This window comes from Myxococcales bacterium (genome assembly GCA_022184915.1).
Lineage (GTDB): Bacteria > Myxococcota_A > Polyangia > Fen-1088 > Fen-1088 > JAGTJU01.
Genome location: JAGTJU010000004.1, coordinates 142118 through 162839, shown reverse-complemented (window position 1 = coordinate 162839; position 20722 = coordinate 142118). Strand labels below are relative to the sequence as shown.

General features: G+C 68.1%; 20 protein-coding genes and 1 pseudogene. 3 read left to right on the top strand and 18 right to left on the bottom strand.

Annotated elements, in window-relative coordinates; all coding sequences use genetic code 11:
* Window positions 1-15: 15 nt before the first annotated feature.
* The 7 genes from KA712_15685 to KA712_15655 all read right to left on the bottom strand — a co-directional run bounded on the left by KA712_15685 (window position 16) and on the right by KA712_15655 (window position 5676).
* Window positions 16-798 carry an OmpA family protein gene (locus tag KA712_15685; GenBank protein ID MCG5054405.1) on the bottom strand — a complete coding sequence of 261 codons (783 nt, stop codon included), beginning with the start codon at window positions 796-798 and terminating at the stop codon, window positions 16-18.
* Window positions 799-816: 18 nt separating this feature from the next.
* The gene (locus tag KA712_15680) at window positions 817-1584 is read right to left on the bottom strand and encodes a flagellar motor protein (protein MCG5054404.1); all 768 of its coding nucleotides are present in this window, start codon (window positions 1582-1584) and stop codon (window positions 817-819) included.
* A gap of 9 nt (window positions 1585-1593) precedes the next feature.
* Entirely contained in the window at window positions 1594-1947 is a 354-nt protein-coding gene (locus tag KA712_15675; GenBank protein MCG5054403.1) for a flagellar FlbD family protein, read from the bottom strand.
* A 125-nt stretch (window positions 1948-2072) separates the two neighbouring features.
* Entirely contained in the window at window positions 2073-3365 is a 1293-nt protein-coding gene (locus tag KA712_15670; protein ID MCG5054402.1) for a flagellar hook protein FlgE, read from the bottom strand.
* A complete protein-coding gene (locus tag KA712_15665) occupies window positions 3362-4039 on the bottom strand; it encodes a flagellar hook assembly protein FlgD (GenBank protein ID MCG5054401.1) in 678 nt (225 codons plus the stop codon). The genes KA712_15670 and KA712_15665 overlap by 4 nt, the downstream gene beginning before the upstream one ends.
* A 4-nt stretch (window positions 4040-4043) precedes the next feature.
* On the bottom strand, window positions 4044-4646 hold the full coding sequence (locus tag KA712_15660) for a hypothetical protein (GenBank protein MCG5054400.1): 603 nt from the start codon (window positions 4644-4646) through the stop codon (window positions 4044-4046).
* Window positions 4647-4722: 76 nt separating this feature from the next.
* Complete coding sequence (locus KA712_15655) at window positions 4723-5676, bottom strand: hypothetical protein (GenBank protein MCG5054399.1); 954 nt, start codon at window positions 5674-5676, stop codon at window positions 4723-4725.
* A 27-nt stretch (window positions 5677-5703) separates the two neighbouring features.
* Between KA712_15655 and KA712_15650 the strand changes: the two genes are divergently transcribed.
* On the top strand, window positions 5704-6228 hold the full coding sequence (locus tag KA712_15650; protein ID MCG5054398.1) for a hypothetical protein: 525 nt from the start codon (window positions 5704-5706) through the stop codon (window positions 6226-6228).
* 1472 nt (window positions 6229-7700) lie between these two features.
* On the opposite strand, the gene KA712_15645 is transcribed toward KA712_15650, so the two are convergent.
* The 11 genes and pseudogenes from KA712_15645 to KA712_15595 all read right to left on the bottom strand — a co-directional run bounded on the left by KA712_15645 (window position 7701) and on the right by KA712_15595 (window position 18682).
* Window positions 7701-8645 (bottom strand): hypothetical protein, encoded by a 945-nt coding sequence (locus KA712_15645; protein ID MCG5054397.1) that lies wholly within the window; start codon window positions 8643-8645, stop codon window positions 7701-7703.
* Window positions 8638-9964 (bottom strand): annotated as a pseudogene (locus KA712_15640) (FliI/YscN family ATPase). The gene KA712_15645 and the pseudogene KA712_15640 overlap by 8 nt, the downstream one beginning before the upstream one ends.
* A gap of 8 nt (window positions 9965-9972) precedes the next feature.
* Window positions 9973-10818, bottom strand: coding sequence for a flagellar assembly protein FliH (locus tag KA712_15635; GenBank protein MCG5054396.1), 846 nt, complete (start codon window positions 10816-10818; stop codon window positions 9973-9975).
* Between the two features lie 84 nt (window positions 10819-10902).
* On the bottom strand, window positions 10903-11934 hold the full coding sequence (locus tag KA712_15630; protein MCG5054395.1) for a flagellar motor switch protein FliG: 1032 nt from the start codon (window positions 11932-11934) through the stop codon (window positions 10903-10905).
* Window positions 11921-13537 carry a flagellar M-ring protein FliF gene (fliF, locus tag KA712_15625; protein ID MCG5054394.1) on the bottom strand — a complete coding sequence of 539 codons (1617 nt, stop codon included), beginning with the start codon at window positions 13535-13537 and terminating at the stop codon, window positions 11921-11923. The genes KA712_15630 and fliF overlap by 14 nt, the downstream gene beginning before the upstream one ends.
* Before the next feature lie 3 nt (window positions 13538-13540).
* Entirely contained in the window at window positions 13541-13852 is a 312-nt protein-coding gene (gene fliE / locus KA712_15620; protein ID MCG5054393.1) for a flagellar hook-basal body complex protein FliE, read from the bottom strand.
* Window positions 13853-13860: 8 nt separating this feature from the next.
* Window positions 13861-14280 carry a flagellar basal body rod protein FlgC gene (flgC, locus tag KA712_15615; GenBank protein ID MCG5054392.1) on the bottom strand — a complete coding sequence of 140 codons (420 nt, stop codon included), beginning with the start codon at window positions 14278-14280 and terminating at the stop codon, window positions 13861-13863.
* Between the two features lie 27 nt (window positions 14281-14307).
* Window positions 14308-14718 carry a flagellar basal body rod protein FlgB gene (gene flgB, locus KA712_15610; protein ID MCG5054391.1) on the bottom strand — a complete coding sequence of 137 codons (411 nt, stop codon included), beginning with the start codon at window positions 14716-14718 and terminating at the stop codon, window positions 14308-14310.
* A 7-nt stretch (window positions 14719-14725) separates the two neighbouring features.
* Window positions 14726-15814 carry a sigma-54 dependent transcriptional regulator gene (locus KA712_15605; protein ID MCG5054390.1) on the bottom strand — a complete coding sequence of 363 codons (1089 nt, stop codon included), beginning with the start codon at window positions 15812-15814 and terminating at the stop codon, window positions 14726-14728.
* A complete protein-coding gene (locus KA712_15600; GenBank protein MCG5054389.1) occupies window positions 15811-17283 on the bottom strand; it encodes a hypothetical protein in 1473 nt (490 codons plus the stop codon). Before KA712_15600 ends, KA712_15605 begins: the two co-directional genes overlap by 4 nt.
* A gap of 151 nt (window positions 17284-17434) precedes the next feature.
* Complete coding sequence (locus tag KA712_15595; GenBank protein MCG5054388.1) at window positions 17435-18682, bottom strand: sigma-54 dependent transcriptional regulator; 1248 nt, start codon at window positions 18680-18682, stop codon at window positions 17435-17437.
* 203 nt (window positions 18683-18885) lie between these two features.
* On the opposite strand from KA712_15595, the gene orn reads away from it, so the two are divergent.
* Together orn and KA712_15585 are read left to right on the top strand one after the other, a co-directional pair.
* Window positions 18886-19449, top strand: coding sequence for an oligoribonuclease (gene orn / locus KA712_15590; GenBank protein ID MCG5054387.1), 564 nt, complete (start codon window positions 18886-18888; stop codon window positions 19447-19449).
* Window positions 19450-19517: 68 nt separating this feature from the next.
* Window positions 19518-20714, top strand: coding sequence for a PKD domain-containing protein (locus KA712_15585; protein ID MCG5054386.1), 1197 nt, complete (start codon window positions 19518-19520; stop codon window positions 20712-20714).
* Window positions 20715-20722 lie beyond the last annotated feature (8 nt).

The window sequence follows — 20722 nt, the reverse complement described above, 5'->3', positions numbered from 1 at the left end:
GTGGGGACTTCGGGGTCAGTGGCTGAGGGTATGCAGAGTCTCCCCCGGTGAGAACTCGACGACCATCTCCACCCTGCGGTTCGCCTCGCGGCCCGCGGCGGTTTTGTTGCTGGCCACCGGGCGCGTCTCTGCGTATCCCGCGGCCGAGAGCAGGGTCCCGTCGTATTTGAAGGCCCGCTGGATGTAGCTCGTGACCGAAGCCGCCCGTGCAGACGATAAATCCCAGTTGTCTCTATAGGGTCGCGCCGTGACCGCCGTATCGTCGGTATGGCCACCCACCCGAATGGGACGCTTGAGGCCGGTGAGCTCCGTGGCGATCGCGTCCAGCACGGGCAGCATCTGCGGCCGAATGGCGGCACGGTTCGGATCGAAGAAACTCGCAGCCCCGAGCTTGACGACGATGCGGCGACCTTCGGTTTCAATGATCACCGACTTCATCGCCTCCGGGCGCTCTTGCAAGATGTTTGCGAGCTTGCGCTGCAAGCGCTTGCGAAGATTCTCGGCAAGCCGCGTGTCGTCGATGAACTTGGGTTTGTCCTGGCCGCGCAGGGGAGAATGCAACACTGTGCTGTCCGTGGGCGGACCGTGAAAGATGGGAAGCTCCTTGATGCCGCCCGTACCCTTGAAGTGCATCGCGAACTTGATGGATTTTTCCACGTCGATCGTCTTTTTGCGATCCACGCGGCTCGTTGCGTACATCACGACGAAGAACGCGAACAGCAGCGTAATGAAGTCAGCGTACGAGACCAGCCAGCGCTCGTGGTTCTCGTGCTCTTCGTGATGCTGCCGTTTGGCCAAGCGTGCCCCTTTACCCGGTTACTCTTTGGTTTCTGACTTCGCGTGGCCACCCGCGAAGGCATTGAGCTTGTCCTCGAGGACCCGCGGGTTCAAGCCGGCCTGAATCGCCAGAACCCCCTCCGCGATCAAGACCTTTCGGTCCTTCTCCAAAGCGATCTTGCGTTTGGCCTTGTTGGCCATGGGCAAAAACAGGAGGTTCGCCAAGGCGACCCCGTACACCGTGGCGACGAACGCAACGGCGATACCAGGACCCAGCTTGGTCGGATCGGACAGGTTCTCCATGACGTGGATGAGACCGAGCACGGCGCCCAAGATGCCCACCGTGGGAGCGAAACCACCGGCCGACTCCCATACCTTGGCGGCGAAGTTCTCTTCCTCGAGCTCGTGGTAAATCTGCGCTTCGAGGGATTCCCGCGCGACGGCCGCGTCAACGCCATCGACCAAGAAGCTCACCGCGCGTTTGAGGAAAGGGTCTTGAAGGTTTGCGATCTGTTGTTCGAGCGCCAACACACCGTCACGCCGCGCGATCGTCGCGAGCTCGACCACCTGCTTGATGATCTCTTCGGTGTCGTCTTTGCGGGTACCGAACACGCGGCCGGCCAGCTTTATGCCGTGCATGAAGTCTTTCATGGGAAAGGCCACGGCAACCGCGCCGATGGTCCCTCCGATGACGATGATGGCCGCCGTCAGCTGCATCAACGACCCGGCGTGGCCGCCTTCGAGCGCTTGGCCACCCAAGATGCACGCGAGCGCCAGAACGATGCCGCCTATCGAGAGAATGTCCATGCACTGTTCCTAGGAGTTCGCTTGGTTGCCTCCGGCACCGCTCACGCCATGCGCGGAAGGAGGGCTCGAGGGCTTGGCATCGGAAGATCCGTCAGAAACTTGTCCGCCCGGCACCGGTGGGGCCGTAGGCAGCCGCGTCCTCTCGGTGCGTGCGCCGTCTGCCTGGCGCGACGTGCCAGGTCCCTGGAGGGTGCGGTAGCGAAACGCCACGGCGCGCTCCACGACGCCGTCGACGGATTCGCGCACCAGCAGGCGATCTCCCGTGGTCAAGGTGACCATGGTGTCGGGAGTGGATTCGACGGTCACGATGAGGTCGCTGTTCACCACGACCTCGCGGCCATCGAGACGAGTCAGGAAGATCATGCGACGGTCCACCACGTTGGTGCTCCCGGGTTCCCGTGGTGCGCACGAAGGCACCACGGACGCTCCAGGGATATCGGAGCAGCCCTCACCCGCCGATAAGCCCTGGAGCCCCGTTAGCCATCAGGTTATCGCTTGAGGGTCATGAGCTCGCTGAGGAGCTGATCGGCCGTGGTGATGGTCTTGGCGTTGGCCTGAAAACCACGTTGGGCCGCAATCAGGCGAATGAACTCCTGGCCCATGTCCACGTTCGACTGTTCGAGCACACCTGCCGAGATCGACGCGTGCCCGCCGGATCCAGGTGTTCCCACCACGGGGACGCCCGAGGTCTCGGTCTGCTGGAAGAGGTTGCCTCCCAGCCGGTTGAGGTTGCCCTCCGAGGTGAAGTTTGCGACGGCCACCTGGCCGATCACGCGAGAGCGGCCGTTGCTGAAGGCGCCCACCAGCTGCCCCTTGCCGTCGACGGTCAGGCTCGAGAGTTCACCCGAGGCGTAGCCGTCTTGGCTGAGGAACGTGGCCACCGACGGGCTGGCGAACTGGGTGATGCCGTCGAGCCCGGTGCCGGCCGCCGCGGTGGGCGTGCCGAAGTTGAAGGTCAGCGTCTGCGCCGAGGCGTTGAGCGGCTGAAAGTTCTGGGCGGTGGTGGCGAACGTGGCCAGCTCGCCGTCGGTGCCGAACGAGAGCGTGCCGTTGGCGACCTGCACGGGCGTGCCTGCCGTACCGCCGGTTTGCCCGCCGCCGTCCGTGAGCGCGAACCACTCCCAGTTGCCCGGGTTGGCGTCGTCGTGGCGAAAGTACACGTCGAGCTGGTGCTCTTGCCCGAGGCTGTCGTAAACGACCATGCTCGTGTTGAAGTGAGCCGTGTTCGTGGGATCGGTGATGCTGAAGGCGGCAACGGCCGCAGGGTTGGCCTCGAGATTGGCGCGCATCGAGAGCGTCGTCGTGGCGAGCGGAGGGCTGGTGGCGTTGCCGATCTTGAGGTCGCCGAGGGACGTGCCCACGACACCGGCGGCATCAGCCGTGTAGCCCTGCACGCGCAGAGCCGACAGGTTCACCATGTACCCGTCTTTGTCCACGGTGAACTGCCCCGCGCGGGTGTAGTACTGCGCGTCCATGCCGTTGTACTCGCCCTTGACGACGAAGTAGCCCGCGCCTTGTAGGGCCAGATCGGTAGGCTGGCTGGTGTTTGCAAGCGTGCCTTGTGAGACAAGGCGCTGCACGGTTTGCAGGCGGGTGCCAAGGCCCACCTGCGTAGGACCAGCGCCGATCACGGTGCGCGCCAAGGTGTCTTGGAACACGGCACGACTGGCCTTGAATCCGACGGTGCTCGCGTTGGCGATGTTATCGCCGACCACGGACAATTCGAGGCCGTTCGCCTCCAGGCCGCCGGCACCTGTATTGAGGGCTGACAGGATGCTCATGGGTTACTCCTTTGGTTGATTTCGATCACCTGTGACATGGAAACTCGTTGACCGTCGATCAGCAGCTCGGGGGCGCCGTTCTCGAACGAAACCCCGTCCACCGAGCCGCTCTGGCGCATGCTCACGCCAACGGGGTCGCCCGTTTTGTTCTTGGCGTCGAGCTCCACCTTGTACGTGCCCACGCCTGCGAGCGAACCATCCTCCCGGCGGCCATCCCAGGTGACGTTCACCGGCCCGGCGGTTTGGGGCCCCAGCTTCAAGGTACGCACCACTTTTCCGTCCTCGTAAATGCTGGCCGTGACCTCGGTGGCCTCGCCCTGCAGTTGTGCGGTGGTGCGCGCCGGCTGTCCGGCATTCAACGTGAGAGACTCCGAGACGAAGGAGGCTTGTTTGCCGACGAAGCTCGTCGCCGCGATCTGCGAGTTCGAGGCCTGTGCCATCAAAATGTCGTCGAGACGGGTGTTGGCGTTTTCGAGCTGCTCGACCGACGAGAACTGCGCCAGCTGGGCCACGAAGGCCTGGCTGTCTTGCGGCTGCGTGGGATCTTGATTCTGCAGCTGGGCCAGCATGAGCTTGAGGAATTGGTCTTTTCCAAGCTCCTTGGAACCCACGCGATCGGCCGTCGACGGCGTGTTCGCGCTGGCGGTTTCATTGACGAGGTTCTGTACGTTCATGGTGCTACGCCTTGATGTGAACGCGCCCACCGCGGCTTCCGCGCGAACGAGAGGGCTCGCCAGAAATCGGACGCTCGCTCCCGGGTTCTGCACGAGGCGTGCCGTCGTCTTCGTCAGCCTCCTGACGCGAGCGCCGCCGATCGTCGTCAGCGCTTGCGAACGCGGCGGCCTGACGATGCACGTCGACCTGAAAGCGTCCGAGTGACAGCCCCTCTCGCGCCAACTGGGCTTCGAGATCGCGCCCGTGCCCGAACAAACGTGCGGCGGCTTGTCCATCGGCGGAGACGTCGGCCACCCCGTCCTTCACGCGCAGATGAAGCGCAAGCTCTCCGTGGTCCGTCTTGACGAGGACCCGCGCTTCGTCATGTCGTATGTCGATCTGGGGGGCGGCAGCTCCCTCGGGAGGCGGGGGTACGAGCCGAGCTGCCGCGGGACTCGGTGCCTCGGCGCTGGCTCGGGGCGGAGGGCCGGGTTGCGGTCCGGGAGCGGCCGGGGGGAGCCCATCGACGCGGGATCCCCGAAGGTCAGGCCCCTCCTTGACGGGTTCGGGATCTCCGGGGCGGCGCTGCCCGGTCGGGTCGTTCGCCGTGCGGACAGACTCGACCACCGGATGGGCTTCTTCTTTGGGGGCCGACGGCCGAGACGCGGTCCCCGCTGCCAGCGGACCCGCTTGGGGCTCGACCTCAGCCTTGGGGCCGGGGTGACGGGGCGACGCCGGAGGACCTCCGCGGCCGGGAGCCGCGAGCCCGGACGACACCAAGGCGGGCGCCGGTAGGAGGGATGCATTGGATAGCGCGGCGACGGAGCCCTCGAGCCTTTCGCGCCGCAGTGACGGGGCCTCCGGACGGGCAGGCGCTTGCGGCGCCACGGGCGGCGGCGACGTTGTCGCGAGCGGCGTTGTCGCAAGCGGCGGCGTCGCGGGTGGCGTTGTCGCATGCGGCGGCGTCGCGGGTGGCGTTGTCGCAAGCGGCGGTGTCGCGGGTGGCGTTGTCGCAAGCGGCGGTGTCGGGAGCGGCGTTGTCGTAAGCGGCGTTGGTGGCGTGGTCGCGAGCGGCGGAGCCGGCGTTGTCGGGAGCGGCGGGGCCGGCGTTGTCGGGAGCGGCGTTGTCGCAAGCGGCGTTGGTGGCGTGGTCGCGAGCGGCGGAGCCGGCGTTGTCGGGAGCGGCGTGGTCGCAAGCGGCGGGGTCGGCATTGTCGCATGCGGCGGTCCAGCCGGCGTAGGTAGCGGCGGCGGCGTCGTCGTCGCATGCGGCGTTGTGGCCGGCGTAGGTGGCGGCGTCGGATGCGGCGTTGTAGCTGGTAGCGGTGTCGCGAGCGGCGGCGGCGTCGTCGGTGTTGTCGCGAGCGGCGTCGGCGGTGTTGTCGCGAGCGGCGTCGTCACGAACGGCGTCGGTAGTGGCGTTGTCGCGAGCGGCGGCGTTGTCGCGAGCGGCGTCGGTAGTGGCGTTGTCGCGAGCGGCGGCGTTGTCGCGAGCGGCGTCGTCACGAACGGCGTCGGTAGTGGCGTTGTCGCTGGTGGCGTTGTCACGAGCCGGGGCGGCGGCGTTGTCGCGAGCGGCGGCGGCGGCGCAGGCGACGGCGATAGCGGCGTCATTGCGGGCGTGGGTGGTGCAGACGTGTTCGCGGGCGTTGGCCACGCGACTACCGCTGGGCCCGGCGCGACGGTGGGTGGAACCGATGCGTCGCTCCCTGGCAGCAAGACCGGCGGCCCCGCCACAGGGGGCAACGGCGCTGCCACAGCGACGCGCGGGGGACTCACCGCCTGCGGAGCCGACGACACGGACCCTTGGGGCGAACGCGCCGCCGGTCGCTCGGGAAGAGCTTCGGCGATCGCTACGGGTGGCGTTGCCCAAGGCAGCGAAGGGGTGGACTCGGACCACGCCGCTCGGGCGCCCAGGGGCGGGGCCGACCCCGTCGTCCCGGATGACGCCCCCTCGCGGGAGCGTATGCCCCCAGGCGTCGCAGACGCGCGTGCAACGGGAGGCAAACCTGCCGGAAGCGCCTTCAGCGGGGAATCGGGAGCGACGGATGCCGTGGGCGGCGTTTCCGGAAGCGATGGCGAAACGGCGAGCCCAGGCGCCGCGACCGGAGGGGCAGCACGCAACGCTGCGGGCGCCGCCACCGTTGGGGGCGAGTTCGGCGGGTTCGATGCCGACGGGAGAGACGGCGCAGCCAGCGCCTCTGCTTGACGATACGATACGCCCCGCGGCGCCTCTGCGACAGCAGGTGGGGCCGCAGGTACCACCGAAGGTCCCAAAAGCACAACTTGCGCAGACGACGAGGGCGCAGCGGCAGCGGGCGCTGTCGCTTGCTGGAACGATGAGGGCGCAAGCACCGTGAGCCCCGAGGCTCCCACGGGCGTTGGGGCCGTAGGGAACACGGGCGCTGCCCCGGACGCTCGGGTTGGGAAAACGGGGCCCGAGGGTGGTGTCCCTGCGACCAGCGGCGCTGCGAGCGGCAGCATTGCAGGCGTCGAGAAAACTGGTGGGGGCCATAGCGGCGCCGAAGACGGAAGTTGAGGCCACTCAACTAACGGGACGCTCTTCGGCTCTGCCGAGAGCAGTACGTTGGCAGAAGGATCCGTATCTTCCTGCATGGGAGGCACGAGGGAAGGCGCCGCCCCATTCATGGTGAGTGCCGGTGCGGCCCCACGTGCCCCCGCGTCCGATTGAATCGAGTTCGTAAGGAGAGGGGCGATCGCCAAGGAGGGCGTGGCCACAGGTTCGAGCAGCGTCGCTGCCTGCGGGCTGGCAAGTGGGACGGCCCGCGCGTGCGGACGTTCGACGTGCATCGTATCCCTCTGGGATCGGCCGGTGCCGATGAAGGTCGGGTTCGGGATGCCCTGGGGCGTGGATGCGGGCGGCAACGCTTCGGGCGTCGCAGGCCGCGGTGCAGGCGTGAACGACGACGAAGGCGCAGGCGTGAACGAAAACGAAGGCGTACTTCCCAGCGAAGGAGAAGGCGAATGTGGCAAACCAGCCAAAGGCTCAACCGAAGCCGCTTCGGGCGGTGCCGGCGGGGACTTCATTGCCGGCGGTTGGTCTTTCCCTCCCGCTGCGGGGGGCGATTCGGCTTCGCGGGGAGGAGGCGGTCCCTCGGGCGACGGAACCGCGGGCACCAGCGCAGAGGCAATGACCTCGAGTCCTGCGAGAGATTCCGCTATCGGCGTCCTGAAAGGCAGGGTCGCGTCGCGAAGCGTTTCGGGGCGGGCCTCGAGCGCGAGCCCCACGGTTTCCGGGCCTACGTGCACGTCCGGGAGGGGGGGGCTGGCAGGCGCCTTGGCGTGTGGAGGCCACGCGCCCGTGGGGCGCATCGCCAGGGGCTCATGCATGCGCTCTGGCGTTAAGGGCAGCAGCGCCAAAGTCGCCACCAGGACCGGACGCGCTTTGGCGTGGGCGGCATCCACGGGCACCAGCGTCAACCGGCTGGCATCGACCTTTGGCAGACTCTTCGTCGACGGCGGGGATCGCTTGTCGTCCCCCCCGCGTGCAATCGGCCCTGCGCGCCCGGGCCGTTGCGCCTCGAGGGCGCTTGCCAGCCGCGCCCCGAAGGAGGGCGTGCCCGCGGGAGGCAGAGCCGGAGGAGTAGGCTCTTGCCCGTCTGCTGCACGCGCCTTCCCAAGCCCGAACATCCAGCTTTGCTGCAGCTTCATGTCTCGCCCCTACTTCTTGGTTTTTTTGCGACTCTCGTCGCGCGCCGCGATCTCGCCAGCCAACACGGCAGCGGCATCGGGATTCATGAGGCCCATCACTTTGCCGGCATCGCGCGCCGGCATACGCTCGAACACGTCGGCCGCCAGGGCGACGGGCAGCCGCTCGGCGATCGCCGCAGCCTGCGCAGCCTTCATGCCCCGCATCGCCTTGGCGAGAACCTCGAGCGGCGTGGGCCCAGGGTTGCCCTGGGCCGCTTCGGCTGCCGCCTTCTCCTGCGCCGCGGCCTCCTCCGCCGCCTTCTGGGCTTGCTCTTGGGAGGTCTTGATGTCCTGGGTCTGCTTCTTGACCTCTTCGAGAAACGAGGCCAAACGCTCGGCGTCTTCCCGCAATGTCTTCTGAGCCTGATCGAGCGCCCCGGCCAGCTCACCGATGTGCTCGCGCTCTTTGAGCAGATTGTTCTTCTCGATTTCGGCCGGTGAGTTGGCGATCTCCTCCTTGAGCGCGTCGAGTGTCAACGAGCGCGGTGTGGGCTCCCGCTGGCTCCGCCTTGGGAGGCGCTTGCGGCTGCGAGGCGGCGAGGACGCGTGGTCCGCGCGTGCCTTGATCGCGCCATCGCCAGGAGTCTCCGGCCCCCCCTCGTGTGGCGCGGGCGCCGGAACCTTCCCTTCGCCCTCGGGCTTTGCATGAGCGTCGCTACCCTCGGGGTGAGCAGCGCCTGGAGGGTTTTCAGCCTTGGCGGGCGCCTCCGGGGCCGCTGCTTTGCGGGCCTCGTCTCGGGTCGTAGCAGGCGCCTTGCCGCTTTCGGGTGCACCCGGCACGTGCGGCGCTGCGGGAGGCTTCGGCGCATCGACCTTCGGCGGCGTGGGCCCGTGCGCCGCAGCGCCCGGCTCCGCCGCTTGGGCGAACGACGCCCAAAAGCCAAGGCCAAGCGCGATCATCCAGGCCCTAAGCACGGGCGTCCTCCGGCGCATCGAGGGCCCTCCGCATTTGCGACAGCGTGTCGACCAGGTTGTAACGCTCACCCATGCTCTGCCGAAACAGCGCCTGGAGCCGCGGCACCACCTTGAGGGCGCGATCCAGCCTGGGGTTGCTGCCCGCCACGTAAGCCCCGACCTCGACCAGATCCTGCGATTCGGCGAACACGGACAGAGCCTCGCGCACGCGCATCGCCAGCTGCCGATGTTCGGGCGCCACCACGTCGTTCATCACGCGGCTCACGCTGGCGAGCAGATCGATCGCAGGGTAATGACCGCCGTTGGCCAACTTTCGCGACAGCACCACGTGCCCATCGAGAGCGGCGCGGGCCGCGTCGGCCACGGGCTCGGAAAGATCGTCGCCCTCCACCAGCACCGTGTACATCGCCGTGATGCTGCCCTCCCCTTCCCCGTTGCCGGCCCGCTCCACCAGGCGCGGCAACAACGCAAACACCGAGGGCGGATAGCCCCGTGACGTGGGCGGCTCTCCCGCCGCCAGACCGATCTCCCGCTGAGCCATGGCCACGCGGGTGAGCGAGTCGAGCATCAACAAAACGCGTTTTCCTTGCGCCCGAAAGTGTTCGGCAGCCGAGGTGGCCGCCATGGCCGCGCGCACACGCACGAGCGGCGGCTCATCCGCGGTGGCCACCACCACCACAGAACGCGAGAGGCCCGGGCCCAGATCTCGCTCGACGAACTCGCGCACTTCGCGACCGCGTTCCCCCACGAGCCCCACTACGATGACGTCGGCGCTCGCGCTGCGGGCCAACATGCCGAGCAGGCTGCTCTTGCCCACCCCGGGCCCCGCCATGATGCCGACGCGCTGCCCTTCACCACAGGTCAAGATCCCGTCCATCGCCCGCACACCCGTCACGAGTGGCTTCGCGATCCGCGCACGGGCCATGGGCGACGGCGGCGCCGCATGCAGCGACCCGCGATGAGGAAGCACCAACGCCGGTCCTCCATCCATGGGCTCCATCGCTGCGTTCACCACCCGCCCCAGCAAAGCCGCGCCGACGGGAATCTCACCCGCACGGCGCCGCGGAATCACCGGGCAGCCCTCACCCACACCGCTGATGTCCCCGAAGGGCATGAGCAGCGCCTTCGAGCCCGAAAACCCCACCACCCTCGGCCACGATGCTCTTGTCGCCACGGGCCCGAATTTCGCAAGCCGTTCCCAGCGCCACATGGGGCAAGGTGGCCTCGATGGTGATGCCCGAGGCGTGCACCACCCTCCCTGCCCGCACCAAGGTTTCAGCCTCGCTTACGATTCCCCGCAGGCGCTTGAGATCGAGCAGCTGACGGCTCACGCGTCGCCCCCCACCATCGCCTCTTGCAACAAGCGACGCATCTCCTCGAAGCGTGTGGTGAGGCGCCCATCGACCATGCCGAAATCCGCATCCACCACGCAATCGCCGGGCTCGAGCTCGGGATCTGGAGCGATCTCGATCTGTGCCACGGCCATGGTGGCCAAGGAACGCGCCCCTCCCGCGGCGTCGACCCTCTGCGCGTCGTCGGGATGAAGGCGAACGACGATACGCTGGCTCTCACCTGCACGGCGGGTCACCGAGCGCACCACGCCGAAGAACCGCTCCACGTTCGTGCTGACCTCGGCTTCCAACATCCGACGCGCCACGAGCAACGCCAGCTCGAGCGCGTCGGAGCGGGCCTGTTCAGCCAGACGCTCCGACGTGAGACGAAGCGCCGCGATGGCCGCCGCCAGACGCTCGGCGAAGTCGATGGCAGGCTGAGGCACTGGGGGCGGCGCGGGAGGAGGTGGTGGATGCAAAGGCGGGTACGTGGCAAGGGGCGCCACGGGGGGCTGCGACACCGGAACGACAGGGAGCGGCGGCGGCGGCTCGGCCACCGACACCGGGGGACTGCTGGCAGGCGCAGCAGGCTCGGGGTCTGGCAGAACGGGCACGGATCGCGCCGACACCGCCGGCGGGTCGGCCGCTGGGGCGTTCAGGGGCGCGGGGGGAGCCTCGTCCACGCGCGCGGCCAGACCCAAGGGCGCGGCGTCGGGCGGGGCCGGCGCGCGCCGCACCAGCGAGCGCGACACCGGGGCGCGCACCACCACCACCTCGGATGCCGGCAGCTCCGCGAACACCGCGAGCGTGGGAGCCGCTTTCGTCGTTCCCGCTGCCTTCATGAAAGCGGGAAGCCGACCAGGATCCGCATGAGGAGAAGAAGAATCGGGGGGCATATCGGACTCGTCCGCCACGGCAGAGCCTCGCTACACCATGCGGTCCGCCGGGCCCACCATCGTGATGCGGCCCTGTTCCGCCAGAGTGAAGGCGATCTTCACGAGCTCGCCCTGCGATTCGTCCACCGCCGAAAGCTTCATGGGTCCCATGGCCCCGATCTCGTCGCGCAGCATCTCGGCGCCACGGGTAGACATGTTCTTGAGGATCTTTTCCCGCACGGCGTCCGCCGAGCCCTTGAGCGCAATGGCCAGGCGCCCGGTATCCACCTCGCGCAAGAAGGTCTGAACGTCTCGGTCCGACAAGTTGACGAGATCCTCGAAGGTGAACAGGCGAGACCGCAGCTCGGCGGCCAGTTCGGGATCGTTTTCCTCGATCGCCTGAACGACCTCGGTCTGTTGCGCCACGGGCGCCCGACGCAGAAGATCCACGGCAGCTCCCCGGCCATCGAACTGGCGCATGCCGCCCGCGGCGGAGGCGCGGAGCTCCAGAGCAAGCGCCTGAGCCACCTCGTAGAGGATCTCGGGTGAGACCGACTCGAGCGTGGCCAGGCGGGCGAGGATCGGACCCCGGTTGGCCTCGGGCATCCGCCGCATCACCTGACCTGCGCGCTCGCGTTCCATCGCGCCCAAGACGAGCGCCACGGTTTGCGGCTGCTCTCGCGAAAGCACCATCGCCAAAGCCTCGGGATCGGCGTTCGCGATCGGCCCCAAGGCCTCATCCACGGCGGGCGGCGCTGCCACCCCATCGAAGGCTCGGCTGGCGCGCTCGGCGCCCAGCACCTGGGTGGCCACCGCACGCAGCATGTTGTCACCCGCGGCCGCGTCGCCCCCCACGGCCTCGAGCGCGTCGACGAACTCGCGCAGGGATTCGGGCACGGCGTTCTTGTCGTGGCGCAGTTCCTTCGCGCCAAGCGCGATCTTGCGCACGGTCGCCTCGTCCAGGTGGCGGAAGACCTCGGCCGCAAACTCGGGGCCCAGGCCCACCAGCACGGCGGCGGCTTTGCGCGTGCGCGGTCCCGCCCTCTCTCGCGGGAGCTCCTCTTCTTCGTCAGGTGGCAGCACGTTTGGCCTCCTCTTCCTTGGCCTTTTCTTCGATGTCGGTCTGGATCCAGGCCTTCAGCAAGCGCGCGGCGCGCTCGGGATCCTGCATGGCCAGCTCGCGCGCCCGATCGCGGGTGACGACGTTCGGATCCGCAAGGGCCGGGCGTTCGGGCATGCCCTCGAGCGCCTCGGTAGGTTGGGCGTCCGCGATGGCGCGTTCGAGCTCGGCCACTGAAGATCCCGGCTTGAGCAAAGCCACTTCCTTTTCGACCTCGGCGCGCGCCTTCTTCCGACGCAGCACGAAGGCCACGACGATGAGACCCACCAGCAAGGCCGCCGCGGCCATGCCTCCGTAGCGGGCCGCCGGGGTGGCAAAGAAGTGGGGTGCCGCCGCCGCGTTGGTGCCTCCTGGCTGCGCGAACACGGTGCTACTGATCTGGAACTGATCTCCGCGCGCGGCGTCGAACCCCACGGCGCTCTTCGCCAGCTCACCGAGCCGCGCGACGTCCTCGGCCGAACGGGGCTTGCCGTCGACTCCGTCGAGCAACACGGCCACCGACAGGCGCTGCACCCGCGGTGCCTGCGTGACCGTGTGGGTGGTCACCTTCGAGATTTCGAAGTTGCGAACTTCGTCTTCCCGGTTGCTGCTGCCCGATTGGGATCCCGCCACGCCACCGCCCACGTTCGTGAGCGGCTGGTTCGCGGCGGCGCCCGCCACGCCGCCCGCTTTCGGGCCCCCTTGCGCCGTCTGTTCGGCCGTGACCCGCTCGCTGCGCACGGCGCTGCCTTCGGGATCGTATTTGTCGGCCGTGCTCTCGACCTGGGAGCTGTCCAGGGTCACGGAGACCTTCGCTTCCACGGCCTCCGGGCCCACCGCGCGCGAGAGCAGCTCCACCACGCGCCGCTCGAGCGCACGCTCCATCTGGCGCTGCTGGTCCGAAGCCTTGCCGCCTGGGGCTTCATCGCCCGCCAGCACGGCGCCCTGACCATCCACCACCGTAACGGCCTCGGCCCGCAGCCCGGGCACTGCCGAGCTCACGAGGTGCCGCATCCCCTGCAGCTCCCGCTCGCCGAGCGTGCGCCCCGGCTGCAGATTCACCACCACAGCGGCCGAAGCCTCTTTGTCCTCGTCGCGGTAAAGGCCGTGCTGCGCGAACGTGATGTGAACCCGCGCGCTGCGCACGGCGGACAGCCGCCCCAGCGTGCGGGCCAGCTCCCCTTCGGTCGCGCGGCGCAGGTTCACCTTCTGCGTGAACTCGGAGACACCCAGATCGCCCTTGTCGAAGATCTCGAAGCCCACGCCGCCGCCCCGGGGCAGGCCCGAGCCGGCCAACAGGAGCCGCGCGTCGTAGACCTTCGCCGAGGGCACGGCCAGCGCGGTACCCCCAGCCTCCATCCGGAACGGCAGCCCTGCAACCTTGAGCTGCGACGCCGCCTCGGCCGCGTCCTCGGGCGTCAGGTTGGTGAATACGTACTGGTACGTGCCACCGTTGGCCAGAATCGAGGCCACCACCACGGAGGTGACCAGGAGGCCCACCACCCCGAGCAGCGCGATCTTCACCCCGTTCGAGAGGGCAAGGAACCTCTTGGGCAGCTCGCGCAGCTGGTTCAGCAGGGGTTCCACGGACTAAACACCCATCCGCATGACTTGCTGGTACGCGTCCAACACCTTCGACTTCACCTTGAGCGCGAGGCGCATCGAGATGTTCGCTTTTTCGAGCGCCAAGGCCATCTCGTGAAGGTTTCCCTCGCCCAGGGCCACCTTCTTCACCTCGTGATCGGCCTCGAGCTGTAACCGATCCAGCTCGCCCACGGCCTTGGTGAGCACGTTGCCGAAGCTCTCGCCTTTGCCCGCCGCCCCGGGGCGGGACAGGCCCTCGGGACGCGCCGCCTCGGGCCCCTCGACGGTCAGCGATTGAATGCGGTTCTCGATGTTCATGGCGGCCCTCAGCGCACGATGTCCAGCGCCCGCTGGGCCATGCCCTTGACCGTGTCCACCGCCGTGGCGTTCGCCTCGTAGCCACGCGAGGCCGACATGAGGTTGACCACCTCGTGGATGGGGTTCACGTTGGGAAACGTCACGAACCCCTGCGCGTCGGCGTCCGGGTGTCCGGGGCTGTAGACCTGGCGGCCCGGTGTTTGGTCCGTCACCACCTGCGCCACCCGCACGGCGGAAGGGCCTGCCCCGCCCGAGAGGTAATCGTCGAAGGGCACCGACTCGATGACGGGATCCAGCCGCCGATAGGGCCCCCCCGCCGCCGTGCGCGTGACCTCGGCGTTCGCCAGGTTCGACGACGCCAAGTTCACGCGGGCGCGTTCCACGGAGAGTCCAGACCCACTGATCCGAAGCGCGGTGAAAAAATCCATGGCATCACTCCTTGGGCGTCACGAAACTCACGAACCTTCGCTGACGACGTACTTCAAAATGGCCAGTTTGGCGGTGGCGGCGCGCGCGTTGGCGCCGTACTGAATGGCGTTCTCGGCCATGCTGGACATCGTGGTGTCGAGATCCACCTCGTTGCCGTCGAACGAAGGCGTGCCCCCAGACACTTCCTTGACGTAGCTATCGACCGGTGCCGCGTCCGCGCCCAGCTGACCCGAGGCATCCACGTGCAAGGGGTTCGTGCGCGTCAAGCTTTGGCTCTCGCGCATCACCTGGCTCATGGCCGCAAGGAAATCGACGTCCTTCGGCTTGAAGCCGGGTGTGTCTGCGTTCGCCACGTTCCCGGCCAGCACGCCCTGACGTGAAAGCCGCACGTCGAGCGAGCGCTCTACCTGGGTCAAAGTCGTGTCGAAAAGCCTCATGAGCACCTCACGCTGCGCGTTCTCCTGCCTTGCTCTGCGAAGAACGTGCCACGGGCGCGTCACGATCCTGGCAGAGCGCGCCGCTGTCTTCGGCGAGCATGGCGTAAGCCGGCACGCCGCTTTCGCGCCAGGCGCGCAGCTTGTTCCGCAATGTACGCAAGCTGATGCCCAAAAGGCGCGCGGCGTGCGTCCTGTTGCCCCCCACACGGCGAAGCGCTTCCTTGATGGCCAAGCGCTCGAGCTCCGCGAGATCCACGGGCAATTCCCAGTTGGCTTCGTTGGCCCCCGCGGGCCCGGGAGTGAACGGCTCCATACGCGGGTCGAAGAACAGATCGGTCGCCTCGACCACCGTCTGGCGGCAGCGGATGAGCGCCCGCTCGATGAGGTTGCGCAGCTCCCTGACGTTCCCCTCGAAGTGATGCGCATCCAAAGTGGCGAGAGCTGCCGCCGAGAGTACCGGCGCAGGGCGGCCTAGTTCGCCCGCCACACGGTTGACGAAGTGATGGGCCAGGGGCTCGATGTCCTCTCGCCGTTCGCGCAGCGGGGGAATCACGATCGGGAAGACGCACAGCCGGTAGTACAAATCGGCGCGAAAGGCACCTGCCGCCACGGCCGAGCGCAGGTCACGGCTACAGGTGGAGACGAGGCGCACGTCCACGTGGACCGCCGAGAGCCCGCCGACGCGCAGCACGGACTTCGTTTCCAGGGCCCGTAGCAGCTTGCTCTGGAGCAGGGGCGGAAGCTCGGAGATTTCGTCGAGCAGCAAGGTTCCGCCCCGGGCACGCTCGAAGCAGCCGCGCACCACGGAGACGCCTTCGGCGGGCCCGGAGGTCTCGGCCCCGAAGAGCTCCCGTTCGAGCAAGTCGAGAGGCATGGCCGCGCAGCTCAGGCTCACCCAGGGCCCCGCCGCGCGTGGTGAATGCTCGTGAATGAAGCGCGCCACCACCTCTTTGCCGGTTCCGCTCTCTCCCAAGAGCAGCACCGTGGTGTCGGTGTCGGCCACGTCGCGGGCGCTCGCGGTCACCGTTCGCATCGCTTCGCTGACCATGACGGGGGCGCGGGGGGCGCTGTCTACCCTCGAGGTGCCAAACATCATTGCTTTTCCTTTGTCTCTTGCGGGTTGGGTTGGGCCCGGTCTTCGGGACTGCCGGCCGCCGCGGGGGGCGGGGACGGGCCATCGCCGGCCGGTGCCGGTGCAGCTGCCGGTGCCTCTTCCTTGCCTGTCAAAAACGCTTCGATGCGTGCCGAAAGTCCCAGCGCGGCCGCCAAAGTCTCGGCGGCGCTCTCGATGGGCACAACGGGCTTGTCGTCTTTGGGCGGCGACGCCGCGGGCTCCCCTCGCATCGCCAACTTGCGCACGTGCTTCCAGCGACGTTCTTGAAGTGCCTTGCCGAGGGCGCGTGACTCGGCGAACTCCAAGATCACCCGCGCACGCACCGGATCGTGGCCCATCAGGTAAAGCTCGGCCGCGCGTAGAAGATGCTCGGCCAGACGCGGCTCGGGCACGATGCCCGTCACGCGCGAGAGCAGATTCGCCCCGAACGACGGCGCGCCCAGCCGGGCCGACATCTCCGCGGCCTCACGCGACAGATCCACCGCCACGGGCCCCTCCCCGCTCTCAGGAAGCAGAAGATAGGTCTCGAGGACATGGCGTCCCTGCTCCAGGGCAACTTGCTTGAACGCCGTCAGCAAGATGCGGCGGCATAGAACGCCCGCGGGCAACTGGCAAAAGCGATCGTCGTCCACCGCCTGGAAGCGGCGGCGCAAGATACTCACGGCCTGCGGCAGATCTCCCGAGAAGGCCTGCGCCCGGGCCCAACGCAAGACGAGGTCGTCCCGCAGGAGCGGCGGCATCGAATAGGGATCGGGATCGAGCGACGGAACGAACGTGATGCATTCCGGGTCGAACTCGCACAGCCTGCCCGACGACAGCCGCCCGTACACGCCGACGCGGTTGCCCAGGTTGTACCAGCCCACGGCCGTCTGAGGGTCGCCGGCGATGAGAGCCAAATCGCCCAGCCTCACCTGCGCAAACAAAAGGTGCGGCGTGAGGAGCGCATCCCGAAAGGCTTTGGCGGCTTCGAGAAAGCGCCCCTCTTTCAGGGCGCACTCACCGCGTGCCGCCGCGTTGTCTCCGGGACAGCCCGCGCCCAGGCCCAGCTCTTCGGGATTGAAGAACGAGATCGGGGGCCCGTCGGGCCCCAAGCGCCACGGCAAGCCGCGAAGCTCATTGATGTCGAGGACCAGTCTCTCGCCGAATCTGTTCAACGTGGCATCGAGCTGAGGCGTTCGGCAGCGCAGCTCGACCCTGTCCTTTTCGGCGCGCACCTCGGGGCAAATCTGCCCGGCCGCGGCGGCAACCCGCGCCGCCAGCCGCGAAGGGTTGTTCCGTGTGTGCAAGATGATCAGGCGATCGAGCGGCAACACCTCGACCCGCACGGGCCCCGTCACGAACGAAATATCGATGCGCTCCGAAGTGGCCGCCGTGGCCACACGCCAGGCAGGCGCCGGAGACGTGGAGTCCGGCGGCGGCGAGAGCGCCAGGAACGTGACGAGCCACAACACGGACGCCTCTCGATGCAGCTGCCATGCCGATTCGACCCAGCGCAGGGCAAAAGGTGCCGAGCGCCCCGAACAGGGCGTCCGGGGGCGCACACGCAAAAACCCCGGCCACCTTTCGGGCGCCGGGGTTATGCGTGCAAAGCGCTAAGGCTCGTCAGGACCGTGACGTCTCGGCGCTGCGGCGTCGCAGCTTTTCCACCAACGTCGTCCGCCCCATGCCCAAGAGGCGAGCCGCCTCCTTTTTGTTGCCCCCCGTCTGTTCGAGAGCCGCGTCGAGATAGGCGTTCTCGAGATCACGCAGCATGGTCGGCAGGTCGATGGGCAGCGTGAGCTTGACGAGCGGAAAGCTGGGCCGCTCGAAGACACCCACCTCGAGCGTCTCTCCCGGCGAGGTGAGCGGCGGTGGGGTAAGCTCGTCGTCGAGCGGCTCCGGCGTTGCGGCAGAGGGTACCGCCACCGGCGCCCGGAAAGCCACGGGCGGCGTGACCTCGACGGGCGGGGGCGTAAGCGCAGCCGGTGTAGACCCGTACCCGGCCAAGGTGGGCACGAAGATCTCGTGCGAAGGGAGATCGTCGAAGGGGCTCTGAGGGAAACAGGCCTGGCCGCCCACGTCTCCACCGAACTCGGGAGGAAGATCGGTGGTGCGCACCACGGCCCCTTCGGTGCAGACCGAGAGCCGCTCGACCAGGTTCTCGAGCTCACGCACGTTGCCCGGCCAGGGATAGGTCTCGAGGCGCCGAATCACCTCGGGCTCGACCGGGCGCGACTCACCCCGCTGCCGCCAGAAGTGGCTGAACAGCACCTTGACGTCACCGACCCTCTCACGGAGCGCGGGCAGGCGGATCGGGCACACGAACAAGCGGTAGTAGAGGTCACTGCGGAAGCGCCCCGCCTTGACCTCGCCGGCAAGGTCCCGGTTGGTGGCGGCGATCAGCCGAAAGTTTGCGCTCACCGACTCAGAGCTTCCCACGGGCTCATACGAGCGCTCTTGCAGCAGCCGCAGCAGCTTCACCTGCAGCGCCAGCGGCAACTCACCGATCTCGTCGAGAAAGAGCGTGCCTCCTTCAGCCATGGCCACGCGCCCCTTGCGCGGGGTGGCCGCCCCCGTGAAGGCCCCTTTGACGTAGCCAAAGAGCTCGCTCTCCAGAAGGTTTTCGGGGATGGCGCCGCAGTTGACGGGCACGAAAGGGCGCGGGGCCCGTGGGCTGCTGGCATGAATGAAGCGGGCAAACACCTCTTTGCCCGTCCCTGTCTCGCCGGTGAGGAGTACCGTCGCGTCGCTCACGGCGATGCGCGCACAGGAGCGCCGGGCCTCGGCCAGCGGAGACCCGGGGCCGTGCACCAGACCCTGACCGGCCTTGGCGACTTGTGTACCTTCGACGGAAACCGCGTGAACTCCCATTGATGGGAAAATCATCGGCGGGCTCCCTTCGGCCTTGAGACAAAAACGTGTCGTGGGCGGGCGGCCGTCAGAAAGCGGACGGGGGCGCGTCAGAAACCCGCCCGGCTGGCCAGCGAGGCCGCCGGGCAGACTCACTCCGAACTTGGCGCCCCCGCGCGAGCGCTGTAGTCTGCGGGGCTCCGAAGCTTCTCGAAACGACGACGATGGAACGAATCAAGCGCTCCCCCTCCCCGGACAACCTGGTTTGGATCGACCTCGAAATGACGGGGCTCGACGTGGACCAGCACGTGATCGTCCAAGCCGCGGTGATCATCACCGACGGTGAGCTCAACCCCCTCGAAGAGTTCTGCTGCGACGTCTGGCAGCCCGAAGACCAGCTGGCCAAGATGTCCCCCTTCGTCCGGAACATGCACGAGAGCAACGGGCTGCTCGAGCGCCTGAAGACCAGCAAGCTCGACACGGGCGACGCCGAGAAGCGGCTGCTCGAGCGGGTGGCCGGCTGGTGTCCTTACCCCGCCACCTTGTGCGGCAATACGGTGTGGCAGGATCGGAAATTCCTGGACAAGTACATGCCGGGGCTTGCGCGCTACCTCCATTACCGCTTGATCGACGTGAGCTCACTCAAGGCCTTGGCAAACCGCTGGTACGGCGAATCCGCGGTGTATGCCAAGCCCAAACAAGGCGAGCACGACGCCTTGGTGGACATCCGCAATTCCATCGCCGAGCTGCAACACTACCGTCGTACCCTGTTTCGCAAGGTCGGCTGAGGCTCCCCGGGGGTGAAAGCCCGAGACAGGGCAGACGAACCCGGCAAAGATCGGCCGCAACTGGCAACATGCCCCTCCCCCGCCCGCACCGTCACGTCCCGTTCGTCCTCCTGGGGCTCTCGGCCCTCGCGGGTTTGCTCGGGGCCTGCGAAGAACGATCCCCGCGCTCGGACGCCGGGCCCTGGGATGCGTTGGGGAGCGAGGGTGGCGCCAACGTCGACGGAGGCTCCGGGGCTTTCTCGGTGGACTTCACCGTGAGCGATTGTCCCGGCGTGCCGGGGGATGCGAGCGCGGACGCAGGCGCAGCGGGCTGTTGCCGCGGTCCGGCGCCGCTCACCCTGACCTTCGTGCCCCTCACCGCCGGTCCGGTGACGCGCTTCCTTTGGCAGTTCGGCGATGAGACCTCGTCGACACAGCTCACGCCCACGCACACCTACGCCCTCCCGAACCGCTACGACGTGACGCTGGTGGCAGGAGGTCCCACGGGCACCCTGGCGCGCACGAAACCAGCCTGCATCGAGGTCAGCCCCAACCCCCTTGGGGCGACATGCGACGTCGACGTGCAGTGCGGGCCCCAAGCCAGTTGCGTGTGCGGCGCCGCCGCTCAGTGCCCCGCGCCGTTTTTCCGAGGCCTCTGCAGCCAGGGATGCCGCGACGCCCCCTGCCCCGCAGCCACCGTGTGCGGCGACCTCTCCCTGGGCGGAGCCGCCACGCCGGAAGCCCCCTGGCGCCGCCCCCTGTGCCTCGCGGAGTGTGTCGACGACACCAGCTGCGCGACGGGGCTCGCCTGCCGCACCCTGCCGGGCCGCTTCCCCACAGGCCAGTGGGTCAGGGGCTGCTTCCCCCGCTACCCCCTGGCTCCTGGAGTCCCCTGCCGCAACGTGCAGGGTGCGCTCGACTCTGCAAGCTGTGTCACGGGCCTGTGCGCCAACTTGGGAAGCGTAGGGCTCTGTTCGTTGGACTGCCACGACGAAGCCTGCCCGCCCGGGCTCGCCTGCGCCCGTTTTGCCAACGGTGAGGCGCTCTGCGTGCCCTCCTGCACCAACCGAAAGGGATGCGACGAAGACGCCCTGCTCGGCTGCGAAGCCGTGGGTGGACAAGGACCCCTGGCGTACGAGGTGGAGGGCGCCACATCGAACGATCGCTACTGCGTCCCCAAGAGCTGCAAGATCCCCAGCGACTGCGGGGGTGCCCCCTGCGTGACCGGAGACGCCGCCTCGGGGCGTTGTCGCCGCGACGAGCCCGTCAGCCCCGTCCTCCCCTGAGGGGGGGC

Coding starts and splice junctions, on each gene's coding strand:
- KA712_15680 (MCG5054404.1), bottom strand. CDS start 1,584: ATGGACATTCTCTCGATAGGCGGCATCGTTCTGGCGCTCGCGTGCATC.
- KA712_15675 (MCG5054403.1), bottom strand. CDS start 1,947: ATGATCTTCCTGACTCGTCTCGATGGCCGCGAGGTCGTGGTGAACAGC.
- KA712_15670 (MCG5054402.1), bottom strand. CDS start 3,365: ATGAGCATCCTGTCAGCCCTCAATACAGGTGCCGGCGGCCTGGAGGCG.
- KA712_15665 (MCG5054401.1), bottom strand. CDS start 4,039: ATGAACGTACAGAACCTCGTCAATGAAACCGCCAGCGCGAACACGCCG.
- KA712_15635 (MCG5054396.1), bottom strand. CDS start 10,818: ATGAAGGCAGCGGGAACGACGAAAGCGGCTCCCACGCTCGCGGTGTTC.
- fliE (MCG5054393.1), bottom strand. CDS start 13,852: ATGAACATCGAGAACCGCATTCAATCGCTGACCGTCGAGGGGCCCGAG.
- flgC (MCG5054392.1), bottom strand. CDS start 14,280: ATGGATTTTTTCACCGCGCTTCGGATCAGTGGGTCTGGACTCTCCGTG.
- flgB (MCG5054391.1), bottom strand. CDS start 14,718: ATGAGGCTTTTCGACACGACTTTGACCCAGGTAGAGCGCTCGCTCGAC.
- KA712_15605 (MCG5054390.1), bottom strand. CDS start 15,814: ATGATGTTTGGCACCTCGAGGGTAGACAGCGCCCCCCGCGCCCCCGTC.
- KA712_15595 (MCG5054388.1), bottom strand. CDS start 18,682: ATGGGAGTTCACGCGGTTTCCGTCGAAGGTACACAAGTCGCCAAGGCC.
- orn (MCG5054387.1), top strand. CDS start 18,886: ATGGAACGAATCAAGCGCTCCCCCTCCCCGGACAACCTGGTTTGGATC.
- KA712_15585 (MCG5054386.1), top strand. CDS start 19,518: ATGCCCCTCCCCCGCCCGCACCGTCACGTCCCGTTCGTCCTCCTGGGG.